The 23,966-nt window shown below is 62.6% G+C and carries 24 protein-coding genes and 1 other RNA gene; 10 read left to right on the top strand and 15 right to left on the bottom strand.

Annotated elements, in window-relative coordinates; all coding sequences use genetic code 11:
- Window positions 1-10: 10 nt before the first annotated feature.
- From ybgC to ACE3TY_RS02820, 5 genes are all read right to left on the bottom strand, one after another.
- Window positions 11-445: a tol-pal system-associated acyl-CoA thioesterase gene (gene ybgC, locus ACE3TY_RS02840; protein WP_374650693.1), complete on the bottom strand. Its 435-nt coding sequence runs from the start codon at window positions 443-445 to the stop codon at window positions 11-13.
- A 130-nt stretch (window positions 446-575) separates the two neighbouring features.
- Window positions 576-1,631, bottom strand: a complete 1,056-nt coding sequence (gene ruvB / locus ACE3TY_RS02835) for a Holliday junction branch migration DNA helicase RuvB (protein ID WP_374650691.1) — start codon at window positions 1,629-1,631, stop codon at window positions 576-578.
- Window positions 1,628-2,248, bottom strand: a complete 621-nt coding sequence (ruvA, locus tag ACE3TY_RS02830; protein ID WP_374650689.1) for a Holliday junction branch migration protein RuvA — start codon at window positions 2,246-2,248, stop codon at window positions 1,628-1,630. Before ruvA ends, ruvB begins: the two co-directional genes overlap by 4 nt.
- Window positions 2,245-2,760: a crossover junction endodeoxyribonuclease RuvC gene (gene ruvC, locus ACE3TY_RS02825; RefSeq protein ID WP_374650687.1), complete on the bottom strand. Its 516-nt coding sequence runs from the start codon at window positions 2,758-2,760 to the stop codon at window positions 2,245-2,247. The genes ruvA and ruvC overlap by 4 nt, the downstream gene beginning before the upstream one ends.
- Before the next feature lie 28 nt (window positions 2,761-2,788).
- Window positions 2,789-3,538, bottom strand: a complete 750-nt coding sequence (locus ACE3TY_RS02820) for a YebC/PmpR family DNA-binding transcriptional regulator (protein ID WP_374650685.1) — start codon at window positions 3,536-3,538, stop codon at window positions 2,789-2,791.
- 317 nt (window positions 3,539-3,855) lie between these two features.
- Here ACE3TY_RS02820 and ACE3TY_RS02815 point away from each other — a divergent pair, with 317 nt between their 5' ends.
- Window positions 3,856-4,122, top strand: coding sequence for a hypothetical protein (locus tag ACE3TY_RS02815; RefSeq protein WP_374650683.1), 267 nt, complete (start codon window positions 3,856-3,858; stop codon window positions 4,120-4,122).
- A gap of 5 nt (window positions 4,123-4,127) precedes the next feature.
- Here ACE3TY_RS02815 and ACE3TY_RS02810 read toward each other — a convergent pair whose 3' ends face one another.
- The 6 genes from ACE3TY_RS02810 to ACE3TY_RS02785 form a co-directional block, all read right to left on the bottom strand.
- Window positions 4,128-6,044, bottom strand: coding sequence for an MHYT domain-containing protein (locus ACE3TY_RS02810; RefSeq protein ID WP_374650681.1), 1,917 nt, complete (start codon window positions 6,042-6,044; stop codon window positions 4,128-4,130).
- Window positions 6,045-6,149: 105 nt separating this feature from the next.
- Entirely contained in the window at window positions 6,150-6,977 is an 828-nt protein-coding gene (locus ACE3TY_RS02805; RefSeq protein WP_374650679.1) for a TIGR00282 family metallophosphoesterase, read from the bottom strand.
- Between the two features lie 4 nt (window positions 6,978-6,981).
- A complete protein-coding gene (locus ACE3TY_RS02800) occupies window positions 6,982-7,578 on the bottom strand; it encodes a 5-formyltetrahydrofolate cyclo-ligase (protein ID WP_374650677.1) in 597 nt (198 codons plus the stop codon).
- An 87-nt stretch (window positions 7,579-7,665) separates the two neighbouring features.
- A non-coding RNA gene (ssrS, locus tag ACE3TY_RS02795) (6S RNA) lies at window positions 7,666-7,824 on the bottom strand.
- A gap of 14 nt (window positions 7,825-7,838) precedes the next feature.
- Window positions 7,839-8,168 (bottom strand): cell division protein ZapA, encoded by a 330-nt coding sequence (locus tag ACE3TY_RS02790; RefSeq protein WP_374650675.1) that lies wholly within the window; start codon window positions 8,166-8,168, stop codon window positions 7,839-7,841.
- Window positions 8,169-8,172: 4 nt separating this feature from the next.
- A complete protein-coding gene (locus ACE3TY_RS02785) occupies window positions 8,173-8,400 on the bottom strand; it encodes a hypothetical protein (RefSeq protein ID WP_374650673.1) in 228 nt (75 codons plus the stop codon).
- A gap of 289 nt (window positions 8,401-8,689) precedes the next feature.
- Here ACE3TY_RS02785 and tkt point away from each other — a divergent pair, with 289 nt between their 5' ends.
- From tkt to ACE3TY_RS02770, 3 genes are all read left to right on the top strand, one after another.
- Window positions 8,690-10,693 (top strand): transketolase, encoded by a 2,004-nt coding sequence (tkt, locus tag ACE3TY_RS02780; protein ID WP_374650671.1) that lies wholly within the window; start codon window positions 8,690-8,692, stop codon window positions 10,691-10,693.
- A 163-nt stretch (window positions 10,694-10,856) separates the two neighbouring features.
- Window positions 10,857-11,864, top strand: coding sequence for a type I glyceraldehyde-3-phosphate dehydrogenase (gene gap / locus ACE3TY_RS02775; RefSeq protein ID WP_374650669.1), 1,008 nt, complete (start codon window positions 10,857-10,859; stop codon window positions 11,862-11,864).
- Window positions 11,865-12,037: 173 nt separating this feature from the next.
- Window positions 12,038-13,255 (top strand): serine hydrolase domain-containing protein, encoded by a 1,218-nt coding sequence (locus ACE3TY_RS02770; RefSeq protein ID WP_374650667.1) that lies wholly within the window; start codon window positions 12,038-12,040, stop codon window positions 13,253-13,255.
- Between the two features lie 11 nt (window positions 13,256-13,266).
- Here the strand turns inward: ACE3TY_RS02770 and ACE3TY_RS02765 are convergent, their stop codons facing one another.
- Genes ACE3TY_RS02765 through ACE3TY_RS02755 form a run of 3 tightly spaced genes read right to left on the bottom strand, consistent with a single transcriptional unit; the run spans window position 13,267 to window position 16,161 of the window.
- Complete coding sequence (locus ACE3TY_RS02765; RefSeq protein WP_374650665.1) at window positions 13,267-14,367, bottom strand: ABC transporter ATP-binding protein; 1,101 nt, start codon at window positions 14,365-14,367, stop codon at window positions 13,267-13,269.
- Between the two features lie 4 nt (window positions 14,368-14,371).
- Entirely contained in the window at window positions 14,372-15,175 is an 804-nt protein-coding gene (locus ACE3TY_RS02760; RefSeq protein ID WP_374650663.1) for an ABC transporter permease, read from the bottom strand.
- A 2-nt stretch (window positions 15,176-15,177) separates the two neighbouring features.
- Window positions 15,178-16,161: an ABC transporter permease gene (locus tag ACE3TY_RS02755; RefSeq protein WP_374650661.1), complete on the bottom strand. Its 984-nt coding sequence runs from the start codon at window positions 16,159-16,161 to the stop codon at window positions 15,178-15,180.
- A gap of 409 nt (window positions 16,162-16,570) precedes the next feature.
- Here ACE3TY_RS02755 and ACE3TY_RS02750 point away from each other — a divergent pair, with 409 nt between their 5' ends.
- Complete coding sequence (locus ACE3TY_RS02750; RefSeq protein ID WP_374650659.1) at window positions 16,571-17,551, top strand: PotD/PotF family extracellular solute-binding protein; 981 nt, start codon at window positions 16,571-16,573, stop codon at window positions 17,549-17,551.
- Between the two features lie 12 nt (window positions 17,552-17,563).
- On the opposite strand, the gene ACE3TY_RS02745 is transcribed toward ACE3TY_RS02750, so the two are convergent.
- The gene (locus ACE3TY_RS02745; RefSeq protein ID WP_374650657.1) at window positions 17,564-18,805 is read right to left on the bottom strand and encodes an ROK family protein; all 1,242 of its coding nucleotides are present in this window, start codon (window positions 18,803-18,805) and stop codon (window positions 17,564-17,566) included.
- A 184-nt stretch (window positions 18,806-18,989) separates the two neighbouring features.
- Between ACE3TY_RS02745 and ACE3TY_RS02740 the strand changes: the two genes are divergently transcribed.
- The 5 genes from ACE3TY_RS02740 (at window position 18,990) to ACE3TY_RS02720 (ending at window position 23,964) form a co-directional block, all read left to right on the top strand.
- Complete coding sequence (locus tag ACE3TY_RS02740) at window positions 18,990-20,255, top strand: extracellular solute-binding protein (protein ID WP_374650655.1); 1,266 nt, start codon at window positions 18,990-18,992, stop codon at window positions 20,253-20,255.
- A 75-nt stretch (window positions 20,256-20,330) separates the two neighbouring features.
- Window positions 20,331-21,194: a carbohydrate ABC transporter permease gene (locus ACE3TY_RS02735; protein WP_374650653.1), complete on the top strand. Its 864-nt coding sequence runs from the start codon at window positions 20,331-20,333 to the stop codon at window positions 21,192-21,194.
- Window position 21,195: 1 nt separating this feature from the next.
- Window positions 21,196-22,044 (top strand): carbohydrate ABC transporter permease, encoded by an 849-nt coding sequence (locus ACE3TY_RS02730; protein WP_374650651.1) that lies wholly within the window; start codon window positions 21,196-21,198, stop codon window positions 22,042-22,044.
- Window positions 22,045-22,046: 2 nt separating this feature from the next.
- Window positions 22,047-23,060, top strand: coding sequence for an SIS domain-containing protein (locus ACE3TY_RS02725; RefSeq protein ID WP_374650649.1), 1,014 nt, complete (start codon window positions 22,047-22,049; stop codon window positions 23,058-23,060).
- Window position 23,061: 1 nt separating this feature from the next.
- Entirely contained in the window at window positions 23,062-23,964 is a 903-nt protein-coding gene (locus ACE3TY_RS02720; RefSeq protein WP_374650647.1) for a carbohydrate kinase family protein, read from the top strand.
- Window positions 23,965-23,966: the final 2 nt, after the last annotated feature.

Here is a 23,966-nt window from a genome sequence, read left to right as displayed (position 1 = left end):
GCTTCTTACTTTAGGATTGAATGATGGGTGAAAGTGCCGTGCGCAAGGGGGCCGGCAGGCGCGCCGGCCTGCCATCGCGCCCCACGCAGGCAATGGTCACATGAACGCGGCAGAGCTCCTGTCCCTCGCGCCGGATGGACTGATCGAGATCGACCGTGGCGGCACCCAGGCCGGTGACGGCGGTTGCAACATCCAGCGCGTCATCCAGTTTCGCGGGGCGCAGATAGTCGGCCGTCACGCGCCGCACGGCCAGCATCAGTCCATCGCCCTGCATCATGGCCGTGTGATGAAAACCCGCCGCGCGCAGCATCTCCGTCCGCGCGCGCTCGGCGAATTTCAGATAGTTGGCGTAATAGACGATCCCGCCCGCATCCGTGTCCTCGTAATAGACGCGGATGGGGTGATGGTGCGCTGCGGCTGCGGCGTTCAACGCGGTGAGAGTCATCGAAACGCCCCCTCACCCCGCCCCTCTCCCGCGAGGGGAGAGGGAGTTTCCACCGAACCCTGCAAATGATAGCCCCTCGCCCCTCGCGGGAGAAGGGTTGGGGTGAGGGGGTGAGCGAAGGGTCTATCCATCACAGCTCATCCTCCCCGATCGCCGGTTCGAGGAGATCGGCTTGCGCGGCGTGGCTCGATGGAGTGAGGCCCAGATGCTTGTAGCCGTTCAAGGTCAGCATCCGGCCGCGTGGGGTTCGCTGCAGCAAGCCCTGCTGGATGAGATAGGGTTCGATCGCATCCTCGATCGTGTCGCGCTGTTCGGACAAGGCGGCGGCCATCGTTTCGACGCCAACGGGCCCGCCGTCGTAATTGTCGGCGATGCAGGTGAGGTAACGCCGGTCCATCGCGTCGAGGCCGAGCTGATCCACCTCTAACCGCGTCAGCGCCGCGTCGGCGAGCTTGGCCTCGACGCGCCCGACCTTGGCCACCGCCGCGAAGTCGCGCACGCGGCGCAGCAGGCGGCCGGCAACGCGCGGTGTACCCCGCGCGCGGCGGGCTATCTCGGCGGCACCGCTATCGGCCAGATCGAGACCCAGCACGCGGGCGCCACGGCGCACGATCAACTCCAGTTCGTCATGCGTATAGAAATTGAGCCGCAGCGGAATGCCGAAGCGTTCGCGCAAAGGCGTCGTAATCATGCCAAGGCGTGTGGTGGCACCCACCAGCGTGAATTTCGGCAGGTCGATCCGCACCGAACGCGCCGCCGGGCCTTCGCCGATGATGAGGTCGAGCTGGAAATCCTCCATCGCGGGATAGAGGATTTCCTCGACCGCCGGCGACAGGCGGTGGATCTCGTCGATGAACAGAACATCGCGCGGCTGCAGGTTGGTCAGCAAGGCGGCAAGATCCCCTGCCCGCGCGATCACGGGACCGGAAGTTGCACGGAAGCCGACGCCAAGCTCGCGCGCCACGATCTGCGACAAGGTCGTCTTGCCCAGGCCCGGCGGACCATAGAACAAGGCATGATCCAGCGCCTCGCCGCGCGCCTTCGCCGCTTCGATGAAGATGCCGAGATTCTCGCGCAGCTTCTGCTGGCCGATAAATTCAGTCAGCGCCAGGGGGCGCAGACTCTGCTCGGGATTGTCGTCCTCGGCGCGCTCGGCGGACACCATGCGGGGCTGGACTTCGCTCATTGCGCCAATTCCTTGAGGCCATGCACAATGAGGTCATTGAGAGCCGCATTGGCACCCTGGCGCTGCATCACCCTGGCTACCGCGCCATAGGCTTCCGTCCGGCGATAGCCCAGATTCACAAGGGCCGAGACGGCGTCGTTCATCGGTCCGTCAGCCGTTTCGGCGGGCGCCGCCACGGGCACGTCGCCGCCCGCCAGCGCCACACCCAGTCCGATACCGCCGGCCTTGTCCTTCATTTCCGAAACCACGCGCTGGGCGAGTTTGGGGCCAACGCCGTTGGCGCGCGCCACGGCAGCCTTGTCCTGCGCGGCGATGGCGCGGGCGAGTTCGTCGGGCGCCATCACGGAAAGAATGCTGAGGGCCACCTTGGCACCGACACCCTGGATATTGAGGAGCGCGCGGAACCAGTCGCGTTCGACGCCTTCCGCAAAGCCGAACAGCGAAATCGCGTCCTCGCGCACATGAGTGTCGATGAGCAGGCTCACCGCCGATCCGCGCGCACCCAGCCGGCCCAGCGTCTTGCCGCTGGCATGGACCACATAGCCGACACCATTCACATCGATGATGGCGGCATCGGCGGCGACGCTGTCCACAATGCCTGTCAGCTTGCCGATCAACGGGCAACCTCGCGGAAGTCCTGCGCGCCCCATTTGCCGAGCGTTCCCATGTGATGGGCATGGCAGATGGCCACGGCCAGCGCGTCGGCGGCATCGGCGCTCTTCTGGTCGCGGGCCGCCGGCAGCAGCACGCCCACCATCATCTTCACCTGTTCCTTGTCGGCGTGCCCTGCACCCACCACCGACTTTTTCACGAGGTTCGTCGGATATTCGGCGACGCGCAGCTTGTAGAGCGCCGGCACCAGCAGCGAAACACCGCGCGCCAGGCCCAGCTTAAGCGTGGAACTGGGGTTCTTGTTGACGAAGGTTTCCTCGACCGCCGCCTCATCGGGCTGGTTGAGGTCGATCACCTCGCGCAGGCCGTCATGAATCTGCACCAGCCGCTCAGCGAGGTCCCGCTTGGCATCCGAGCTGATGACACCGGCACCGACAAAGGAGAGCCGCGAGCCGACGGCGTCGATGACGCCCCAGCCGGTATGCTGCAGACCGGGATCCAGTCCGAGAATTCGCATGCCTTTTGCGGTTCCTTTATTACCCTGGTCAGGCCGTCAGCTTGGCCAGGGTTTCTTCCGACACTTCGAAATTGGCGCTGACCGTCTGGACATCGTCATTGTCCTCCAGCGTGTCGATCAGCTTGAAGAGTGTCTCGGCCGTATCGCCATCGACCGGGGCCGTCGTCACCGGGCGCCACTGCAGGCGCGCTTCCTTGGCTTCCTTGAATTTGGCTTCGAGCCCGTCCCGGACGGACGCGAAATCCTCCGGCGCGCAGGTGATCTCGTGCGCCTCGGCATCGGACTCCACGTTGTCGGCGCCCGCTTCCAGGGCCGCCTCGAACATCGCATCGTTGCTGGCCGTCTTGGCCGGGTAGCGGACGACGCCCTTGCGCTCGAACATGAAGCTCACGGAATTCGTCTCGCCCAGATTGCCGCCGGCCTTGGCGAAGGCGGTACGCACCTCCGTTGCAGTCCGGTTACGGTTGTCGGTCAGCGCCTCGACGATGATGGCCACGCCGCCCGGGCCATATCCCTCATAACGGACCTCGTCATAGGCGGTATTGTCCTCGCCTCCGGCGCCGCGCTTGATGGCGCGTTCCATCGTATCCTTGGGCATGTTCGCTTCGCGGGCGGCGATCACTGCTGCGCGCAGGCGCGGGTTGGTCGCCGGGTCGGGCGAGCCCATCTTCGCCGAGACCGTCAATTCGCGGATGATCTTGGTGAAGACTTTGGCGCGCTTCGCATCCTGCGCACCCTTGCGGTACATGATGTTCTTGAATTGGGAATGGCCAGCCATCGATCCGTTCCTGAACGCAAAACCTAGTGTGGACTATCGGCAAACCCTGACCAGATGTTGGGATCGGCGCCATCCTTTGGGCGACGCTAGACCGCGAATATGGCAGGATTTTGACGCCTTTTAGCACAATTCCCCCCGCTGCCAAGCCCGGTCGGCGTCAATCCATCGCCGGAGGCGACCGCACACCCAAATCCGCAGTTCAGCAGAGATTTGGACGGTCCGGCCGCAAAATTCATGACTCGTTTACGGAAAGCTCCCTATAGCTTTTAACGATTGGCCTCGATTCGGGCCAAATGTGGATGAAGCGAGGTCACTTTATGTCCCGAACGATCCGGGAGCCCGGCAGCGAAAGCCGGAGCGTCAATCTGGAAGCCGAAATCCACCGCATGGCGGAAGTCGTGACCCAGGTCGCCCGTCAGATGGGTATCGAGGGTGTCAGCGGCGCGCTCAAGATGGCGGCCGACGGCGAACCCCGGGCCTGCGACCGGGTGCATGAGATGGCCCGCCAGTTCATGGCGCGCGCCGAACAGATGCAATCCGAAGTCGACCGCTTCATGGCGGTGGCTGGCGGCAAGCGCGCCTGATCCGCCTACCGGGCCGCCGCTTCCACCCGGGAATGCGGGAGTTCCGCCTCGCCGGCAACCGTCACACGGGTCGCCGGGAATTTCACCATTATCAGGGTTCCCACGCTGCGGGCGCTTTCGATGATGATGCGCCCGTCATGCAGCGCCACCCAGGCATTGCTGATCGCCAATCCCAGCCCGGCCCCGTCGAAATTGCGGTTCAGCCCGGCATTCCCTTTCCCGAAGGGTTGCAGGGCTTGGGCGATCTCCTCCTCCGCCATGCCGCAGCCATTGTCCTGAACGGCGATGACCAGGCTGCCGGTCGTGTCGACCTCGGCGTTCACATTTATCCGGCCGTTCTCGCCCGTGAACTTCACCGCGTTGGACAGCAGATTTATCAGGACCTGGCGCAGTTTATCCTGATCGGCCAGCAGCTTGAATCGGCCATCGAACGGCTCGACGGTCAGAGCGATGTTCTTGGCGTTGATCTGGCCTTGAAAGAGATGGACCAGCGCATCGACCTCCGCCATCGGGTCCAGGGGGACGCTTTCAAGCCGGACATTGCCTGATTCAGCCCGCGAGAATTCCAGCGTTCGGTTGATGAGGTTCAGCAGTTCCTTGCCGCTGGCGTTGATGTCGCGGGCGAAATCGAAATAGGAGGGCTGCAGCGGGCCGTTCGGTTGCGCCAGCAGCAGATCGGAAAAGCCGATAATCGAATTGAGTGGCGTCCTCAGTTCATGACTTACATTAGCCAGGAATGTTGATTTGGCCCGGCTGCCGGCCTCGGCGCGTTCCTTCGCGGCGCGCAATTCTTCGGTGAAGCGCTTCTTCTCGGTGATGTCATGCAGCTTCACCACGATGGCATGAAGATGCGGGTCCGCCAGCAGGTTGGTCATGGCCATGTCGGTATAGGTCGTATGGCCCGAGACCGTGACAATCGGCATCTCGATCTCTTCCGTGCCGCCGGGCGCATCTAAGATCTCCCGCATAAGATTCTGATATTGCTGCTTATTGTCCTGGGGAATGAACTTCTCCAGGCGCTGGCCGCAAAAGACCGCCGTGCCATCGCCCAGGACGCGCCGGGTCGAGGGCGAATCATAGGTGATGACACCGTTTTCATCCAACAGCAGCACCACGCTGGAACTGGCGCTCACCACCGTCTCGAACCGGCGTTCGGTCTGCAGCCGCCGCGCCGCCTCTTCCCGTTCACGCCGGTCGAACCTGCGGTCGCTGATTGCCGCAATGAACCCGATCGCCAGGATGAGGATGGTCGCGATGGCCAAGGCGGCTGCCAGGATGGGCGTCGGCGTACCGTCAGCCAAGGAACGGAGGTCGCTGTGGATATCGGCGGTAAAGTCTACGGCCGCCATGGCGGTATAGTGCATGCCGGCGATGGCGCCACCCATGACCAGCGACGCCGCCAGCTTATGCCAGGTCCGGTCCAACTCCAGGCTCAGCCAGAAAGCAGCCGTCGCAGCAACGATGGCAATCAGCACCGAAACGGCAACCAGCAGTCCGTCGTGAGAGATGTCCGCCGGAACGATCATGGCGGCCATGCCGGTATAGTGCATGGCGGCAACGCCGCTTCCGGCAAAAAGCCCCGCAAGGGCCAGTTTCGGCCAGCCTGGGGCCCGCTGCCAGGCGACGATCGCATAGCCGATCGCGGTCGAGACGATCGCAATCAGCAGCGAGGCGATGGTGAGGCCGACATCGTAGCGAACGTCGAAGGGCGGCTTGAAGGCCAGCATCGCGATGAAATGCATCGACCAGATGCCGCCACCCAACGCGCAACTGGCGGCAGCGAGCCAAAGCACCCAGGCCAGCCCTCGCCCGCCACGCAATCGCTCCGCCACATCGAGCGAGACCAGCGAGCTGACCGCGGCAACCAGCAACGACAACAGGACGATTAGCGGATCATGTGTCGTGTGCAGGTGACCTACCATGTCGAGTCCAAGTCCGATCCGGGCATTTTTACCCGACCATCAGTGCCGCAAAGCGCTTAAATCCGGGTTAACTTAACATAACCCAGGTTCATATCAGCACTGCAATCAGGCCATTGCGGCCGATTTCGGGAGCGTTGACTCCAGCTTTCCACCGAGACGTACCGGCGCGATCCGGCGGGCGAGACCAGTTGCGTCGTCCGTTTCGACCAGAACGCCGCAAAGCGTGCCGGCCCCTGTCGCCGGGCTCAACCTTTCCGTCGGCAGCTTGCGTGTGAAGCGCTGGACGGGGAGCGATTTCTCCATGCCTATGACGGAATCGTAATCGCCGCACATGCCCGCATCCGACTGATAGGCCGTGCCTTTCTCGAGGATCATATGATCGGCGGTCGGGACATGGGTATGTGTTCCCACGACAAAGGAAGCACGCCCGTCGATGAAATGGCCAAAGGCCATCTTCTCGCTGGTCGCTTCAGCGTGGAAGTCGAACAGGATCGCGTCGGCATTGCCGCCCAGACGATAGGTCTTGAGCAGAACTTCGGCGGCGGCGAACGGATCGTCGAGCGGGTCCATGAACAGACGGCCCATCAGGTTGGCGACCAGCACTTTCTTCCCGCGCGCCGTTTGGAACAGGCCAGCGCCCTTGCCCGGTGTTCCTTGCGGGAAGTTGAGCGGTCGCAGCAGGCGCGGTTCGCTGCCGATGAAGCCGACCGTCTCCTTCTGATCCCAGACATGATTGCCGGTGCTGGCGCAATCGACGCCACTGGCGAAAAGCTCGGCCAGCACCTTCTGGGTGATGCCGAAGCCGCCGGCCGCATTTTCGACATTGGCGACCACGAAATCGATTGCAAGGTCGCGACGCAGCTGCGGCAGACGCTCCATCACCACGTCGCGGCCAGCCCGACCAACAAGATCGCCTAAAAACAACAAATTCATTATATTACAGATCACTCTTTCTATTAAACTTAAAGACTGCGCGCTCAGTGACGACATAGTCCAGCGGCTGGTCATAGATGCCCCGCGGCACCATCGGCACTTCCTGAACCGCATAGGCCACCCCGACCGCGACAGCATGCGCCTCGTGCCGCAGCTTGGCCAGGGTCCGATCGTAGAACCCGCCGCCATAGCCAAGGCGATAGCCTTCCGGATCGAACGCCAGCAGCGGCACCAGCAGGATCGAAGGAATTACCGCCGGGGCACTGTCCGGTGGCGTCATGACCCGGAAGCTGCCCTGGACCAGTTCCACCTTCGGGTTCCAGCGTCGGAAGATGAGCGGCAGGTTCCTGCCCGTTACGACCGGCAGCCCGACGGCATGCCCCTCGGCATGGTAATGCGCCAGTGCCGGCCGCACATCCATTTCACCGGGCAGCGGCCAATATCCCGAAATAGCCAGGCCGGGCGGCATGGCCAGGGCCTCGATCAGGTGATGTTTCAGCGCTTCACCGGCCCCGGGATTCTTCTGCCAGGCAAGATCGCGCTCGGCAAACGCCTGCTTGCGTAACTGAGCTTTAAAATCAGTGAGTTCCTGGGAATCCATAAGGCATTTCTTTAATCGACTGAATAGCAAACAGCCGCATCTTCGATCGATTTCGTCGATCAGAGATGCGGCTGGGAAAGAGAGGTGGGCGGTGCCACCTGAGCCGTTAGCTCGTTTGATTCCTCTGTGGCCTGCTTAAGCAGGTGGGCGCCATATGCTTGGACCACGGTCCAAGTAGGGACAGCTCCCTAGAGGTTAAGAATTGGCCTCAGGGAATACACGGCCTCACGCACCCTGCAGCGCTCCGCCCGGGCTGGTACTTAGGCTGCTTCCAGCCGCGCCGCAATAGCTTCGATCTTGACGGCCAAGCGCTCGATCGTATCTGCGAGCGCGATTTCCCGCCTTTGCACCAGATCCTCCTGCTGACCCTTGAGCTGCGAGATCTGCCGGTTCTTCTGGTCGAGCTCGTCTGCGAGCAACAAGCCCGTCAGTGCGAAAAGCAGGTTTTCGGCGACCGGGCCGGCATTCTTGGCCAGGCTTTCCATGCGGCGGCGCAGTTCGCCGGCCAGTTCCTGCACCCGGGCCTCTTCGCCCTCGCCGCAGGCGATGTCGTAATTGCGGCCGTTCAGCCCGATAGTGACGGTCGGCATGTTCTCAAGCCCCCTCGGTCACGGAATGCATGCGGCCGATGACTGTGTCCAGGCGCTCCGATACAAGCCGGGCTTCGGACTGAAGCAGGGAATAGGTCTGGCGCAGCACGGCCAATTCGGTCTGCAGAAGATCGCGATCCCGGTAGCCGCGCGACGAGCTTTCCTCGACCGCCGAATCCAATCGCGCCATAGCCGCATCGAGGCGGCTCAATGCCGTATCCAATCTGGACATCCTGTCGGTTCCTGCCCCCCGGTTGCGACGGTCCGATTCTGATTCCGGCCTCAGGGGGCCGGTTTAGGTATCCGCTTCTTCTCGTTTACTCGACCTCTTCGAGCGGCGTCAACCGATGCAGCCTGCCAATCTGCCGCAGTGCTGTAAGAACTTAGCACTTTGCGCCAAATTCAGCGGGAATCCGCTGTTGACCTTGCGGCCCCGGGCGGGCATGTTCCGCCGCGATCCGGCGGCCGGATCGGTCGGCCGCCACGTTAGGATTCTCCGGTAATCGCCGGTCATCCAAGGAATGATGATGGACGCCAACTCGGCCGCCGCCGCCAAGAGCACGATCCCCCACAAAGACCTCGCCAACGCCATCCGTGCCTTGTCGATGGATGCAGTCGAAGCCGCCAATTCCGGACATCCCGGCATGCCCATGGGCATGGCCGATGTGGCGACGGTCCTGTTCCAGCGGCATTTGAAATTCAATGCAGCCAATCCGGCCTGGCCCGACCGCGACCGCTTCGTGCTGTCCGCCGGCCACGGTTCGATGCTGATGTACTCGCTCCTGCACCTCACCGGTGTCCCCGGCGTGACCCTGGACGAGTTGAAACGCTTCCGCCAATGGGGCAGCAAGACGCCAGGCCATCCCGAATTCGGCCATACGCCGGGTGTCGAGACGACGACCGGCCCGCTGGGCCAGGGCATAGCCAACGCGGTCGGCATGGCGTTGGCCGAACGCATTCTGAATGCCCGCTTCGGCGACGATCTGGTCGATCATCACACCTATGTCATCGCCGGCGACGGCTGTCTGATGGAAGGCATCAGCCACGAGGCGATCTCGCTGGCAGGCCACCTCAAACTGAGCAAGCTCATCGTCCTTTTCGACGATAACGGTATCTCGATCGACGGCGCCGTCTCCCTCTCCTGCTCCGACGACCAGCTGATGCGCTTCCAGGCCAGCGGCTGGGCCGCGACGCGCGTCGACGGGCACGATCCGGAAGCCGTCTCGGCCGCCATCGCCGCCGCCAGGAAGTCGAACAAGCCCAGCCTCATCGCCTGCAAGACGGTGATCGGCTTCGGTGCGCCGAAAAAGGAAGGCACCTCCGCCACCCACGGTTCGCCGCTGGGCAAGGACGAAGTGGCAGGTGCGCGCGAAAAGCTCGGCTGGGCTCATGCGCCGTTCGACATCCCGGCCGATATCAGATCTGCCTGGGCCGACATCGGCAGCCGCGGCGGCGAGGCGATGCAAGCCTGGGGCAAGCGCCTGGATGCCGACAAGCAGAAGGCCGAGTTCGAGCGCGTCATGAAGGGCGAACTTCCGGCGAACTTCGCCGAAGTCCTGGGCGACCTGAAATCGACCATCGCCAAGGACGCGCCGAAGCTGGCGACCCGCCAGTCCTCGCAGCTGGTCCTGGATACCCTGGTCCCCGCCCTGCCCGAACTGATCGGCGGTTCGGCGGATCTGACCGGCTCGAACAATACCAAGGCCAAGGTGGCCAAGGCCGTTACCGCCGAAAATTATGGCGGCAACTATATCTATTACGGCATTCGCGAGCATGGCATGGCCGCCGCCATGAACGGCATGGCCCTTCATGGCGGCGTCATTCCATTCGGCGGCACCTTCCTGGTCTTCACCGATTATTGCCGTCCGGCCATTCGCCTCTCGGCGCTCATGAACCAGCGGGTCGTCTATGTCATGACTCATGATTCAATCGGCCTGGGCGAAGACGGTCCGACGCACCAGCCGGTGGAGCATCTGGCCGCCCTGCGTGCCATTCCGAACCTGCTCGTCTTCCGCCCCTGCGACACGATGGAAACGGCCGAGTGCTGGGCGCTGGCGCTCACCACCAGGGACCGGCCGTCGGTCCTGGCCCTCACCCGCCAGGCCCTGCCGCACCTCAGGGCGGACGCCGCCAACGCCAATCATTGCGCGCGCGGCGGCTATGTCATCCGCCCGACGCAGAAGGAACGCAAGGTCACGCTGATCGCCACCGGTTCGGAAGTCGCCATCGCCGTCGATGCGCAGAAACTGCTCGAGGAAAAGGGTATCGGCGCCGCCGTCGTCTCGATGCCGAGTTGCGAACTCTTCGATCAGCAATCCGCGGCTTATCGCCAGGAAGTTCTTGGCAGCGGCCTCAAGGTCGCAGTCGAAGCCGCGATCGGCTTCGGCTGGGAGCGCTATATCGGCACGGACGGGATTTTCATCGGCATGAAGGGCTTTGGCGCTTCGGCGCCCATTGCCGATCTCTACAAGAATTTCGGCATCACGCCGGCGGCGATCGTCGACGCCGTCATTGCCCGAATGTAACAGCCTTGTCATGACCTGCTTCAGGCGGGCCATCCGCGAGTTTTTATCGAGCGACAGAAACTCGCGGATCCCCCGCCTTCGCGGGGGATGACAAGTGGAGTTTTAGCGAGTACCCAATGTAGTCACCAAGTGTTGATAACCAGATTTTGTGAAAGGTACTGACATGGCAATTCGGGTTGCGATTAACGGCTTCGGCCGCATCGGCCGACTGGTCCTCCGTGCGATGATGGAATCGGGCCGCAAGGATCTCGACATCGTCGCCATCAACGATCTGGGCCCGGTCGAAACGAACGCCCACCTGTTCCGCCGCGATTCCGTGCATGGGGCCTTTCCCGGCAGTGTGAAGACAAAGGCCGGTGCCATGGATGTGGGCCGCGGCTGGATCAATGTCAGCGCCGAGCGCGATCCCGCCAAGCTGCCGTGGAAGGACCTGAAGGTTGACATCGTCGCCGAGTGCACCGGTCTCTTCACCGACCGTGAAAAGGCGATGGCGCATATCAATGCCGGCGCCAAGCGCGTCGTCATCTCGGCGCCCGCGACCAACGCCGACCTCACCGTCGTCTACGGCGTCAACCACGCCAAACTCAAGAAATCGCATCGGATCATCTCCAACGCCTCCTGCACCACCAATTGCCTGGCGCCGGTCGCGGCCGTTCTCCACAAGGCGATCGGTATCGAGCATGGCTATATGACGACGATCCATTCCTACACGGGCGACCAGCCGACGCTGGACACCATGCACAAGGATCTCTATCGCGCCCGCGCGGCGGCCCTCAGCATGATCCCGACCACGACGGGCGCTGCCAAGGCCGTCGGCCTGGTGCTGCCGGAACTGGCCGGCAAACTCGACGGTTCGTCGATCCGCGTGCCGACCCCGAACGTCTCGGTCGTCGATTTCAAGTTCGTCGCCAAGAAGGCCACAACCAAGGAAAAGGTCAATGAAGCGATCATCAAGGCGGCCAACGGCCCCTTGAAGGGCGTTCTCGGTGTCAACGACCAGCCGCTGGTGTCGATCGATTTCAATCACAACCAGAACAGTTCGACTTTCGATCTGTCACAGACCCAGGTCATCGACGGCACCTTCGTCCGCGTGCTGAGCTGGTACGACAATGAATGGGGCTTCTCCAACCGCATGTGCGATACGCTCGTCGCGGTCGGCAAGCTGGGCTGAGCCGGCGCCCGGGCGCACCAAAGAAGAACCCCCGTGCTTCCGGCATGGGGTTTTTTTGCTGCCTGCCACCAGCAATGGCCGGCTTTCCAACCGCTCCAGCCACTCGGCAGGACTTGGCACCGCTCCTTTCCCGGCGCTAGATTGCAGCGCCAATTGCACGAGCGAATAATGGGATGGGTGTCGCGATGGACGGAATGCCGTTTCAGGCCGGATTGATGCAGGGATCGCCGGCAAGTGTCGAAAATCAGGTAACCCTGGCCAATTGGCGAACAGCCCCCTTCAATCGCTGGGCCTTTTCGCATGTGTCGGAGATCATCCCCAGCGCGATCATTGCCCATGATCCGTCCCGCGTCAGACCCCTGGCGACATCCTCAATGGACCTCACGGGAATCGCCTATCGCACGGCCGACGGAAAGAACGGGACAGTCGGCGGCATGGTCGCCGATACGTTTACCGACGGCTTCCTGGCATTGCATCAGGGCCGCATCGTGACCGAGCGATATGCCGCGGCGCTGGCCGCCAACCGGCCGCATATCGTCTTCTCGGTCAGCAAATCCATCACCGGCTCTTTGGCCGGACTGCTGGTCGCGAAGGGAGAGCTCGATCCCAGCGCCCCGGTTTCGGACTATCTCCCCGAAACCACGGGTTCGGCCTATGGCGATGCCACTGTGCGGCAAGTACTCGACATGACCGTCGCCATCGATTTTACCGAGGATTATCTCGATCCAAAGGGCGACTTCATGCGCTATCGCCGCGCCAGCGGCTGGAACCCGGTCGAGGATCCGGCCGAAAAGATCGACCTGCGCGGTTTCCTGGCGACAACCAAACGAGCCGGCGGCGAGCACGGCCATACGTTCCATTATGTGTCACCCAATTCCGACCTGCTCGGCTGGCTGCTGGAACGCGCTTCGGGCTCCAAACTGTCCGACCTCCTCAGCGACCGCATCTGGCAGCATATTGGCGCCGAAATGCCGGCCTATGTCACCGTCGACCGGCTCGGCGCCGCGCGCACGGCCGGCGGCATGAGCGCCACCTTGCGCGATCTCGGCCGCTTCGGCGAGATGATGCGCTGCCACGGCGAGGTCGCCGGAAAGAGCATCGTGCCACGCGCCTGGATCGACGACATTCTCCGGAACGGCGATGCCGGCGCCTGGTCGCGCGGCGACATGGCCCATTTCATCGAAGGCGGCAAGTATCGCAGCAAATGGTACATCGTCGATGAGGACCGCGAAGCCTTCTGCGCCGTCGGCATTCATGGGCAATGGATCTTCATCGACCGCAAGGCGGAATTGGTTGCGGTCAAGGTCTCGTCGCAGCCCTTGCCGGTCGACGAGGGCATGGACCGGCATATCATGGCTGGTCTGCGCGCCATCGGCACGCATTTCGGCTGAGCGGCGCGGCCTTAATCGCTGAGCAGGACGCCAGCGCTCTCCGCCCAGCTCAGCCAGACCGGGCGACCGATCGAATCTGAATCATCGAGACGACGGTCGGCCTTCTGGTGCGCGACGGCGACAGGCTCCTTCATCCCGTCGATCGCCACATGATAATGGCTGCGGTCGCCGAAATAGGCCTCGGCCGCCACCCTACCCGAGACTGCGTTTCCGGCCCTGGCCGGCTGCGCCCAGGCAAGACGCATTTTTTCCGGCCGTACAGCGACGGTAACGCTGGATCCGATCGCAGGTGTCGAACCATTCACGGACACAGCCAGATTGCCAAGCGCGCCGGCATCGACACTGGCGATCCCGGCGGCAACCGACCTGACCATGCCTGGAAAGAAGTTCATGGACCCGATGAAGGCCGCCACCTCGCGGCAGCTCGGCGCCTCGTAGAGCCGATTGGCGCTGTCGATCTGCAGCGCCTTGCCGCCCGACATCACCGCGATACGGTCGGACAGGGCCAGCGCCTCCTCCTGGTCATGCGTCACAAAAACGAAGGTAACGCCTACCGAACGCTGGATCTGCCGCAACTCGATCTGCATCTCCTCGCGCAGCTTCTTGTCCAGCGCACCCAGCGGTTCGTCGAGCAGCAGCACCTTCGGCTTGCAGACGAGCGCCCGCGCCAGCGCAACGCGCTGCCGCTGGCCGCCGGACAGCTGGTGGCTGGCGCGCGCGCCATAGCCCGGCATCTTGATGAGGTCGAGCGCCTCCTCGACGACACGGCTCATGTCCGCCTTGGAGAGGCCTTTCTTGCGCAAACCGTAGGCGATGTTCTGCCCGACATTGAGGTGCGGGAAGATGGCGTAATTCTGGAACACCATATTGGTCGGCCGCGCATAGGGCGGCACGGTCGAAACATCCTGGCCGTCGATCAGGATCGCGCCGGCGGTCGGCACCTCGAAGCCCGCCAGCATGCGCAGCAATGTGGTCTTTCCGCAGCCAGACGGCCCCAGCAGCGAAAAGAACTCGCCGCGCTTGATCTCGAAGCTGACATTGTCCACCGCGCGGACCGGCCCGAAATGCCGGGAAACATTGTCGAGCGAGATGATGGTATCGGCTTCGGGCATGATCTCACAATCCGCTTGGCTTGGTGGTGGGGACGCCGCGACGGCGCAGGACTTCCGAGAAAACGACAATGATCGTCGAGACGACCAGGATGGTACTGCCCAGCGCCAGCGTCATCGGCAGGCGTTGCGGGAAGCGCAGCTGGCCATAAAGGAAGATCGGCAAGGTCTGATCGAGGCCGGAGAGGAAGAAGGCCATCACATATTCGTCGAGCGAAATGGTGAAGGACATGAGCAGGCTGGAAACGACACCGGGAAGCGCCAGCGGAAAGGTCACGCGCCAGAAGGTCATCCAGCCGGTCTCGCCAAGATCGCTTGAGGCTTCCTCGAGACTCTTGTCGAAGCCCTCCAGGCGCGCCATCAGCACCATCATCGAGAACGGCACGCAGAGCAGCACATGACCCGCTCCCACCGTCCACAAGGTGAGCGGTATGTCGAAGACCTGGCGTGCTATGACCAGCAGCGCCACGGAGAGGATGATGCTGGGAACGACCAAAGGTAGCATGATGCCGCCCATCACCGGTCCTCGTCCCGGCATCCTGTAGCGCGTGACACCCATGGCCGCGAGCAGGCCGAAAGTCGTGCTGACGATGGAGACACCGATCGCCACCGTCAGGCTGTTCTTCAGCGAGCTGATCAGCGACGGGTCGTGGACCATCTGCTGATAGGCTTTCAGCGTGAAGCCTTTCAACGGAAAGACGGCATAGGTCGCGTCATTGAACGAGAAAAGCGGCAGCAGCAGCACCGGACCGTAGAGAAACACCAGAAAGAGGATCGCGTAGAGCGGCAGGAAATCGATGCGTTTGCGCATGCTCAGATCGCCTCGCGCGCGCGGATCTTGCGGTAGCCGACCGCCCAGAGGAAGAGGCAGACGATGCCGGTGATAAGCGCCATCATCACGACGGAGACGGCCGAGCCCAGTGGCGCGTCGTTCTGGCGGCCGAACAGGATCTGGATGCTGTTACCGATCATGCTGCCGCCGGAGCCGCCCACCAGGGTCGGCGTCACATAGTCGCCGACCGTCGGAATGAAGACCATCAGGGCGGTGGCGATGCTGCCCGGCGCCGACAGCGGCAGGGTGATATGCCAGAACCTCTCCCAGGGTCTGTCGCCAAGATCGGTCGCCGCTTCCAGCAGCGATCGGTCGATCTTCTCCAGGCTCACATAGATCGGCAGGATGGCGAAGGCAACCCAGGCATGTGCCAGGGTTAACATCACCGCCGTTGGACTGTAGAGCAAGAAATCGAGCGGCTTGTCGATGAGGCCGAGCTTGATGAGGCCGGAATTGATGACACCGTTGAAGCCCAGCATGATTTTCCAGGCGAAGACGCGCAGCAGATAGCTGGTCCAGATCGGCACGGTAATGAGAATGAGCCACAGAATCTTGTGGCGACGCACCCGGAAAGCCATGAAATAAGCCATCGGATAGGCGAGCAGCATGACGAAGACGGTCACCGCCAGCGACATCAGGATCGATTTGACCAACAGGATGACATAGACCGGATTGGCGAAGGGAAAGGGAATTCCCATCCAGTAGGTGATCTTGTCGCCCAGCCCGAAAATCTCGGCGTAATTGCGCCAGGTAAGGGTCGTATCGATCTGGAAGACATTCTGAGTCCAGAAGCTGCGTACGACCAATGCGATTATGGGAGCCACCAGCATCGCCAGCATGGTGAGCAACGTCGGTGACATCAGCAGATAGCCGCGCAGCCACGGATAGCGCTGCAGAATCGTGCTGTTAGCAGAATTGCTGCGCGCGACACCAGTGACAATTCTGCTTTCGGCAGAGTCACTCATTTCGCGAAATTCCCAATCACGCCACCATCCCTTTGGCATAGTCTTGATGCGCCATGCCTTGAGCGAAGTTTCAATTGCCGGCGACGCCACTGTCAAGCGGATGACAATTCATGAATGCGCGACCTCAGCTCATGCATTGCCGATCGGGCTCGCGGGCCCGATGCCGGCATGCAGCAAAGAGCGTTGACAGCCGTATATAGCTGGTCGTCAAATTCCCCGGTCTGAACCATCCAACAAATTCAAAACGACTTAAATGGATAGGGGGCTATGGGAATGAACCGCGTAAAATTCATTGACCGCATGGCGCAGGGCCGCGTGTCGCGTCGCGACGTCATGCGCTCGGCAGCTGCTTTCGGCGTCGGCATGATGATGCTGCCCAACCGCGCGCGCCGCCGAGCAACTCGTCGTCATGGAATGGAGCGGCTACGATCAGCCGGACTTCTTCAAATCCTTTGTCGACAAGTACGGTGCACCGCCGGCCTTCTCGATCTTCGCCAACGAAGACGAGGCATTGCAGAAAGTGCGTTCCGGCTTCAACGCCGATGCCGTTCATCCCTGCACCTATTCGGTCGGCTATTTCGTCGAAGCCGGCCTCACCAAGCCGATCGATACCGGGCGTCTCAGCCATTGGAACGATGTGTTCGATCCGCTCAAAACCGGGGTTGGCGTGGTCGTCGGCGACAATGTCGTCATGATCCCCTGCGACTGGGGCAATTCCGGTATCGCCTACCGCACCGATCTGGTTGAACCCGACTACGCCGCCAACGAATCCTGGGCGATCTTCACCGACGACCGCTATGAGGGAAAGCTGTCCATGTCGGACACCGAAGCCGCGGCGGAAATCGTCGGCCTGCTGCTGGGCTACGACAAGAAGAAGATCTTCGAAATGTCGGACGCCGAACTGGAAGCGACCCGGCCGCTGCTGGAAAAGATCGTCAAGAACAGCCGCTTCCTGTGGAAGGACAATACCGAAATCAACCAGGCCCTGGCCTCGGGCGAAATCGTCGCGGCCTATGCCTGGAACGAGACGGTGAAAAGCCTCAAGGAACAGGGCGTGCCGGTCAAATATGCCCAGCCCAAGGAAGGCATCTTCACCTGGCTGTGCGGCATGACGCTGCTAAACACGGGCAAGGCCGACGAAGCTGCCGCCTACGACTTCCTCGACGCCTGGCTGTCGCCCGAATCCGGCAAATACATGATCGAGGCCTATGGCTACGGCCACAGCAATCGGAAAGCCTTTGAGATCGCCGATCCGGCGCAGGTCGCCGCCCTCGGCATCACCGATCCGGTGCAGCATCTCAACAACGGCATCCTGTTCGAGCCGGTCGAGACGGCGCGGAACCAGAAATACATCAAGCTGTGGGAAGAAGTGAAAGCGCTGAAGCAGTAGCTTCGACGCTACTCACTCGATGGATTTGAAGATCGCCCGGAACTGAGGATCGAAGGTCCGGGCGATCGGTTCCATGGCGGCGCCTTGGGCCACCGCCCACATGTCCGCGCTGCCCAAGGTCAACCTCGCGCGGCTGCGATCGTGCCGCGCCGAGACCGACGGCAAAAGCGGATCGATATGCCGCGCGATTTCGGCCAGCAGCGGTCCCGGCACCTGCCCGCCCAGCACCACCGTCTGCGGGTCGAACAAAGCCTCGACGATCTGTACGGCCTGACGCAGATGCTGGCCGGCCTGTTGCGCCCATTTCTGCAGCTTGCGGTCGCCTTCGCCGCAAAGTCGCTGCATCTCCTCGAAGAGGTCCCCGCTTGCCGCGTCCAGTCCCGTGGCTCGGCACAGCGACAGGATCGATACATATTCCTCAAGTGAGCGTGGCGGCGATGACGCGCCCAGCGCAGAGGCCGGCAGCTGCCCTATTTCGCCGGCATTCCCGGCCATGCCGGCATAGATCTCGCCCTGGATGACGATGCCGGCCCCCAAGCCGTAACCCAGGAACAGATAGACGAAATTGTCGAGACCCCGGGCGACGCCATACATCTTCTCGGCGATGGCCGCCGCGCTGGCATCGTTCTGCAGCCGCGCCTCCAGGCCGGTAGCGTCGCTGAGCTTCTCCATCAGCGGAAAGCTGTGCCATTCGCGCATGACCCAGGGATCGAGCAACGGGTCGGCCGGCACGGTGTCATTGCCGGTCCCGAACGGTCCCGGCATCGCTATCCCCAGGCCCAGCAGTGGAACCGCCCTGCTCTTTCGGTTTTTGGCCACATCCTTCAGGTCGCGCTCGATATCGGCAATGAGGTCGAGCACGACCGGCAGCCCCATTTGCGGTCCGCCGGAGAGCAGCCGGCAATGGCGGCGGCTGAGCGTGGTACCGGCAAGGTCGACCCCGACGCCCAGCACCCGGTGACGGTCGATCTCGACGCCTATCGACCAGGCGCCACCCGGCAGGATGCGATATGGCGTCGCCGGCTGCCCGCGCGCGCCACGTAACGGCTCGTCGGCCGCAACCAAGCCGTCCTGGGCAAATTGATCGATGATGTTGCTGACCGTTTGCGGCGTCAGCTGCGTCGCCCGGGCGATATCCGCGCGCGAGAGGGCGCCATTGAGGCGCAGCGCATCGAAGACCACGCGCCGGTTATGGGCGCTGGCGCCGCCCAGATTGGTGCCGGCGGTAGCGACAATGGTTCGCTTGGATTTCACGTTCCCCAACTTCCCGCGCGCCCAACTCCATTGACACGACCGCGCTTTTACCTGAGACTTATTAAGTCAACCAATTTGATTTATTATCGACGGTGCCGACCTTCCACGCAAGCGAAGATGGAAGGCGGCATCAAGGGAGCGTGAAACGCTGCTGCCATCCGGCACGCATCTTAGGGAGGTATTCATGTCCAAATCGTATCGCTCACGGCTGGTGCAGGCGATCGTCGGCGGCGGTATTCTGGCCGGCGCGCAGTCATTCGGTTTCGGCGCACTGGCCGATACGACGCTGAATGCGCTGTTCATGGCGCAGGCGGCCTATAGCGAAGACAATGTCCGCGCGATGACGGCCGACTTCGAAGCCGCCAACCCGGGCGTCAAGATCAACCTGGAATTCGTCCCCTATGAGGGGCTGCACGACAAAACGACACTCGCGCAAGGTGCGGGCAGCGGCTACGACGTGGTCCTGTTCGACGTCATCTGGCCGGCGGAATTCGCCGAGAACAAGGTGCTGGTCGACGTTACCGACAAGATCACCACGGAAATGAAGGACGGCGTCCTGCCCGGCGCCTGGACCACGGTCGAATACCAGGGCAAGCGCTACGGCATGCCATGGATTCTCGACACCAAATATCTTTTCTATAACACAGATATCCTGGAGAAGGCCGGCATAGCGGCGCCGCCCAAGACCTGGGCCGAATTGCTCGAGCAGGCGAAGGTCATCAAGGACAAGAAACTCGCGGAATATCCCATCGTCTGGAGTTGGGCACAGGCCGAGGCGGCGATCTGCGACTATACCACCCTTGTCGCAGCCTTTGGCGGATCCTTCCTGGACGCCGATGGCAAGCCCGCCTTCCAGAGCGGCGGCGGCGTCGATGCGTTGAAATACATGACGGATTCGCTGGAACAGGGCCTGACCAATCCGAACTCGAAAGAATATCTCGAGGAGGATGTGCGCCGTGTCTTCTCCAGCGGCGAGGCCGCTTTCGCCCTCAACTGGACCTACATGTTCAACATGGCCAACGATCCCAAGGAATCGAAGATCGTCGGCAAGGTCGGCGTGGTTCCGGCACCGGGTGTCGAGGGCAAGAGCAAAGCTTCCGCCGTCAACGGCTCGATGGGGCTGGGCGTTACCAGCACCAGCCAGCATCCGGACGATGCGTGGAAATACATCGTCTTCATGACCTCCAAGGCGGAGCAGGAAAAGTTCGCCAAGCTCAGCCTGCCGATCTGGGCGGATTCCTACAGCCAGCCGGCCGTGACGGCCGGTCAGGAAGCCCTGGTGGCAGCCGCCGAGACTTCGCTCGGCGTCATGTTCCCGCGCCCGACCACGCCGACCTATCAGCAGCTGTCTACCCAGCTGCAACAGGCGGTCCATGCGGCACTGCTCAAGCAGTCGACCCCGGAAGATGCTTTGAAGGCAGCGGCGGACAGCGCCGGCGGCGGTCTCTAAGACACGGCGCGGCCGGACCGAACATCCGGTCGCCGCCTCAGGACTTAAACGAATATGTTGACCGGACGATCGACGATGCTGCGGAGCTGGCTGTTGCTGGCGCCGCTCCTCGCCGTCATGACCTTCATCATCGGCTGGCCGCTGACCAAGACGGTCGGCGTCAGTTTCACCGATGCAAAACTCATCGGCGGCGACGTCAACTGGATCGGCACCGACAATTTCGCGCGAGTCCTCGGCAGCGGCGCCTTCTACAATGTCGTCTGGATCACGATCCGGTTCGTCCTGATATCGGTGACGGCGGAATTCGTCATCGGTCTTGGCACGGCCCTGCTGCTCGACCAGAAATTCGTCGGCCGCAACCTTCTGCGTGCACTGCTCATTCTACCATGGGCCCTGCCGACCGTGGTCAATGCCACCATGTGGCGCCTGATCTACAACCCGGATTTCGGTGCGTTCAACGCCCTTCTCACCCAGACGGGCATGATCGATTCCTACCGCTCCTGGCTGGGCGAGCCTGGATCGGCGCTCTTGTCCGTCTGCCTGGCCGATGTCTGGAAGAACTTCCCGCTGGTAACCTTGATCGCACTGGCCGCCCTTCAATCCGTTCCGCGCGAATTACATGCGGCGGCGGTCGTGGACGGTGCCGGTGCCGTCGCGCGCTTCCGCGCCGTCATTCTGCCCTATCTCATCGGCCCCCTTACCGTCGCTATCGTCCTGCGCACCATCGAAGCCTTCAAGGTCTTCGACATCATCTGGGTGATGACGCGCGGTGGCCCAGCCAACAGCACCAAGACGGTCAGCATGCTGGTCTACGAGCAGGCCTTTTCATTCCAGAAAGCCGGCATCGGTGCCTCGATCGCCCTGCTCATGGTTCTGGTCAGCTCGCTGCTCATTGCCGGTTATGTGATGCTGCTGCGCCGGCAGGGGGAGTTCCGCTGACATGTTGGAGCGCCGCAGTCTCGCCTTCAGCCTCCTCGTCTACGGCAGCGCCTTGGTTCTCGCCGCGTTCATTCTGGCGCCGATAGCGTGGTTGCTCATCATGAGCATCAGCCAGACGAATGACCTCACCACCATTCCCTTGCGCTGGCTGCCGCGTTCGCTGGACCTGCATCGCTATCGCGAGATCCTCTCCTTGGCGGAGAACAGCGTCGGTTTCGCCTTTCTCTCTGCCCTGCGCAACAGTCTTCTCGTGGCCGGTATCGCAGCGCTCGGCGCGCTTCTGGTGGCAATTCCGGCTGCGTGGTCGGTTTCCCGCGCGCAAGGGAAGTTGAACCCACCGCTTTATCTTGTCGTCGCCACCTATATGCTGCCACCCGTCGCCCTGGTCGTACCGATCTATTTCGCGCTGAGCGCGCTGGGTGCCCTCAATTCCGTCTTCAGCCTGGCAATCGTCTATCTCAGCATCCTGGCGCCCTTCACCACTTGGCTGTTGAAGAGCAATTTCGACCATGTGCCGACAGAAATCGAACTGGCTGCCATGATCGACGGCGCGCGGCTTGACCAGATTCTGCGGCGCATCACCTTGCCCCTGGCGGCACCGGCCCTGACGACGGCGGGCCTGTTCGCCTTCCTGCTCGCGTGGGACGAGTTCTTCTACGCCTTGCTCTTCACGGCCAAGGATTCGAAGACTCTACCCGTCTTCATCGCGGATCTGGCCGGTGGGCGGGTGGCCGATTACGGGCTCATCGCCACGGCCGGTGTCATGGCCTCGCTACCGCCCGTGCTGATCGGCTTCTTCCTGCAGAAATCCCTTGTTTCCGGCCTGACAGCCGGCGGTGTGAAAGGATGACCATGAATATGCGTACCCCCGGACCAGGACTATTGGCCTTGCGTGCCGAGATGGCGCGCCAGCATCGGGACGCCCTGGATTCCTACCATGGCAATGGCCAGGTTGCCGCGTCGATCGCCACCGCCTTGCGTAACCGGCGGCGCCTCCTTCTCCTCGGCATGGGCGCTTCGCATGCGGTCAACCGCATGGTCGAGATCAGCTATCGCAGGCTTGGCATCGAGGCCGTCTCGCTGCCTCTTTCCGAGCAGCTGTATGCGCCCCTCGATATAAGCGGCAGTGTCGTGATCGTTACATCCCAATCGGGCGAATCCATCGAAGTGCATCGGCTGTTTGGAAGTCTGAAGGACCACCGTGACGTGTTCGGCCTCACCCTCGAAGGCGGCTCGACACTGGCACAGTCCTGCCCATCTCTTATCGGACGCGGCGGGACGGAGCGTGCTTTCGCTGCCACGCGGAGCTTATTGATCAGCCTCGCCTTGCATCAACGCGTTCTGGCGGACCTCGGTAGCGATCCGGCACCCGCTTTGTCGGTACTCGCAGCGCCGGAGACACCGGATCTCTCGGCCGCCTTGGCGGCACTCCTTTCCTGCAACGCCCTGGTTTTTTCGGGCCGGGCCATGCGCGGCCTTGCGGAAGCCGCCGCCCTGGGCGCGATGGAACTGGGTCGCCTGCCCGCGTTGGCGCTCGAAGGCGGGCAATTCCGTCACGGTCCGCTTGAGATACTGGGGAAGGATGTCGGCGTCGTGCTGATCAAGTCGGACGCGGCGACCGCGACGCTGGTGGACAATATCGCCGCGCAGTGTATTGCCGCCGGCTCGCCGACCATCCTGCTTGATGCCAGCGGCAGTCCGGCGCCGTCCGGCGCGATTCAGATCCTGGTCCGCAGGGCTGCCGATGTCGCCGCCGCCCTGGCGCTGCTGCCGCCCGCCCAGTCTCTCATCATCGAACTGGCCGATGCCCGGGTCGACAATGTCGGCACACCGCTGCGCAGCGGCAAGATCACGCGCGAGGAATAGAATGACCTCGCGCCCGCTTGCCGTGATCGGCAATGTCAACGTTGATATCATCATCGGCCCGGCAGTTCCCTGGCCGCAACCGGGTACGGAGGCGCTTGTCGACCATGGCGAGATTCGCATCGGCGGTGCGGCCGGCAATGTCGGGCTGACCTGGGATGCGCTCCGGCATCCGTATCAGATCGCGGCCAACACCGGCGACGACCATTTCGGCCGCTGGCTGCGCGAGGCCTTCAAGGCGCACAGTGCCAAATGGCCGGTGACCCCGACCGCCACCACATTCTCGGTCGGGGTCACCCATCCAGATGGCGAGCGTACCTTCTTCACGATCGCCGGACATATGCCGTCGCTCACCCTGGCGCAGGTCCGCGGCGCTCTCGATGCATCCGCCATCGAAGGCGGCATCGTGCTGGTGGTCGGCTCCTATCTCACCGATGCCCTGACGGACGAGTATGACAACCTCTTCGCCTGGCTGCGGGAATACCGGGTCGATGTCGCGCTCGATACCGGCTGGCCGATCGGCGGATGGACCGCGGAAACCATCGCCAGGACCCGTGGCTGGCTGAAACGCTGCCGGCACGTTCTGCTCAATGATGTCGAGGCGAAGGCCGTCACCGCGACGAATTCGACACTGGACGCCCTCTCCGCCCTATCCGGCCTTGTCGGCGAAGATGCCTATATCGTCATAAAATGCGGCAGCGATGGCGCTGTCGGCCGCTATCGGGACGCCCAGATCGACATAAAGGCACCCAGCGTCACGCCGATCGACACGATCGGCGCCGGCGACGTATTCGATGCCGCCTATCTCGCTGAAGTCGCGAACGGCACCGGCTTCGCCGATGCCGTCGCCGCCGGCATCAGAACCGCCTCGCGCGCGATCGCCACCCTGCCTCGGCAGTATCGCTGAAT

Origin of the sequence: Dongia sp. (assembly GCF_041918875.1) — a bacterium.
In the GTDB taxonomy this organism is placed as follows: domain Bacteria; phylum Pseudomonadota; class Alphaproteobacteria; order Dongiales; family Dongiaceae; genus Dongia.
The sequence above is the reverse complement of the archived record's forward strand: the minus strand, read 5'-3'. Positions and strand labels throughout refer to the sequence as shown.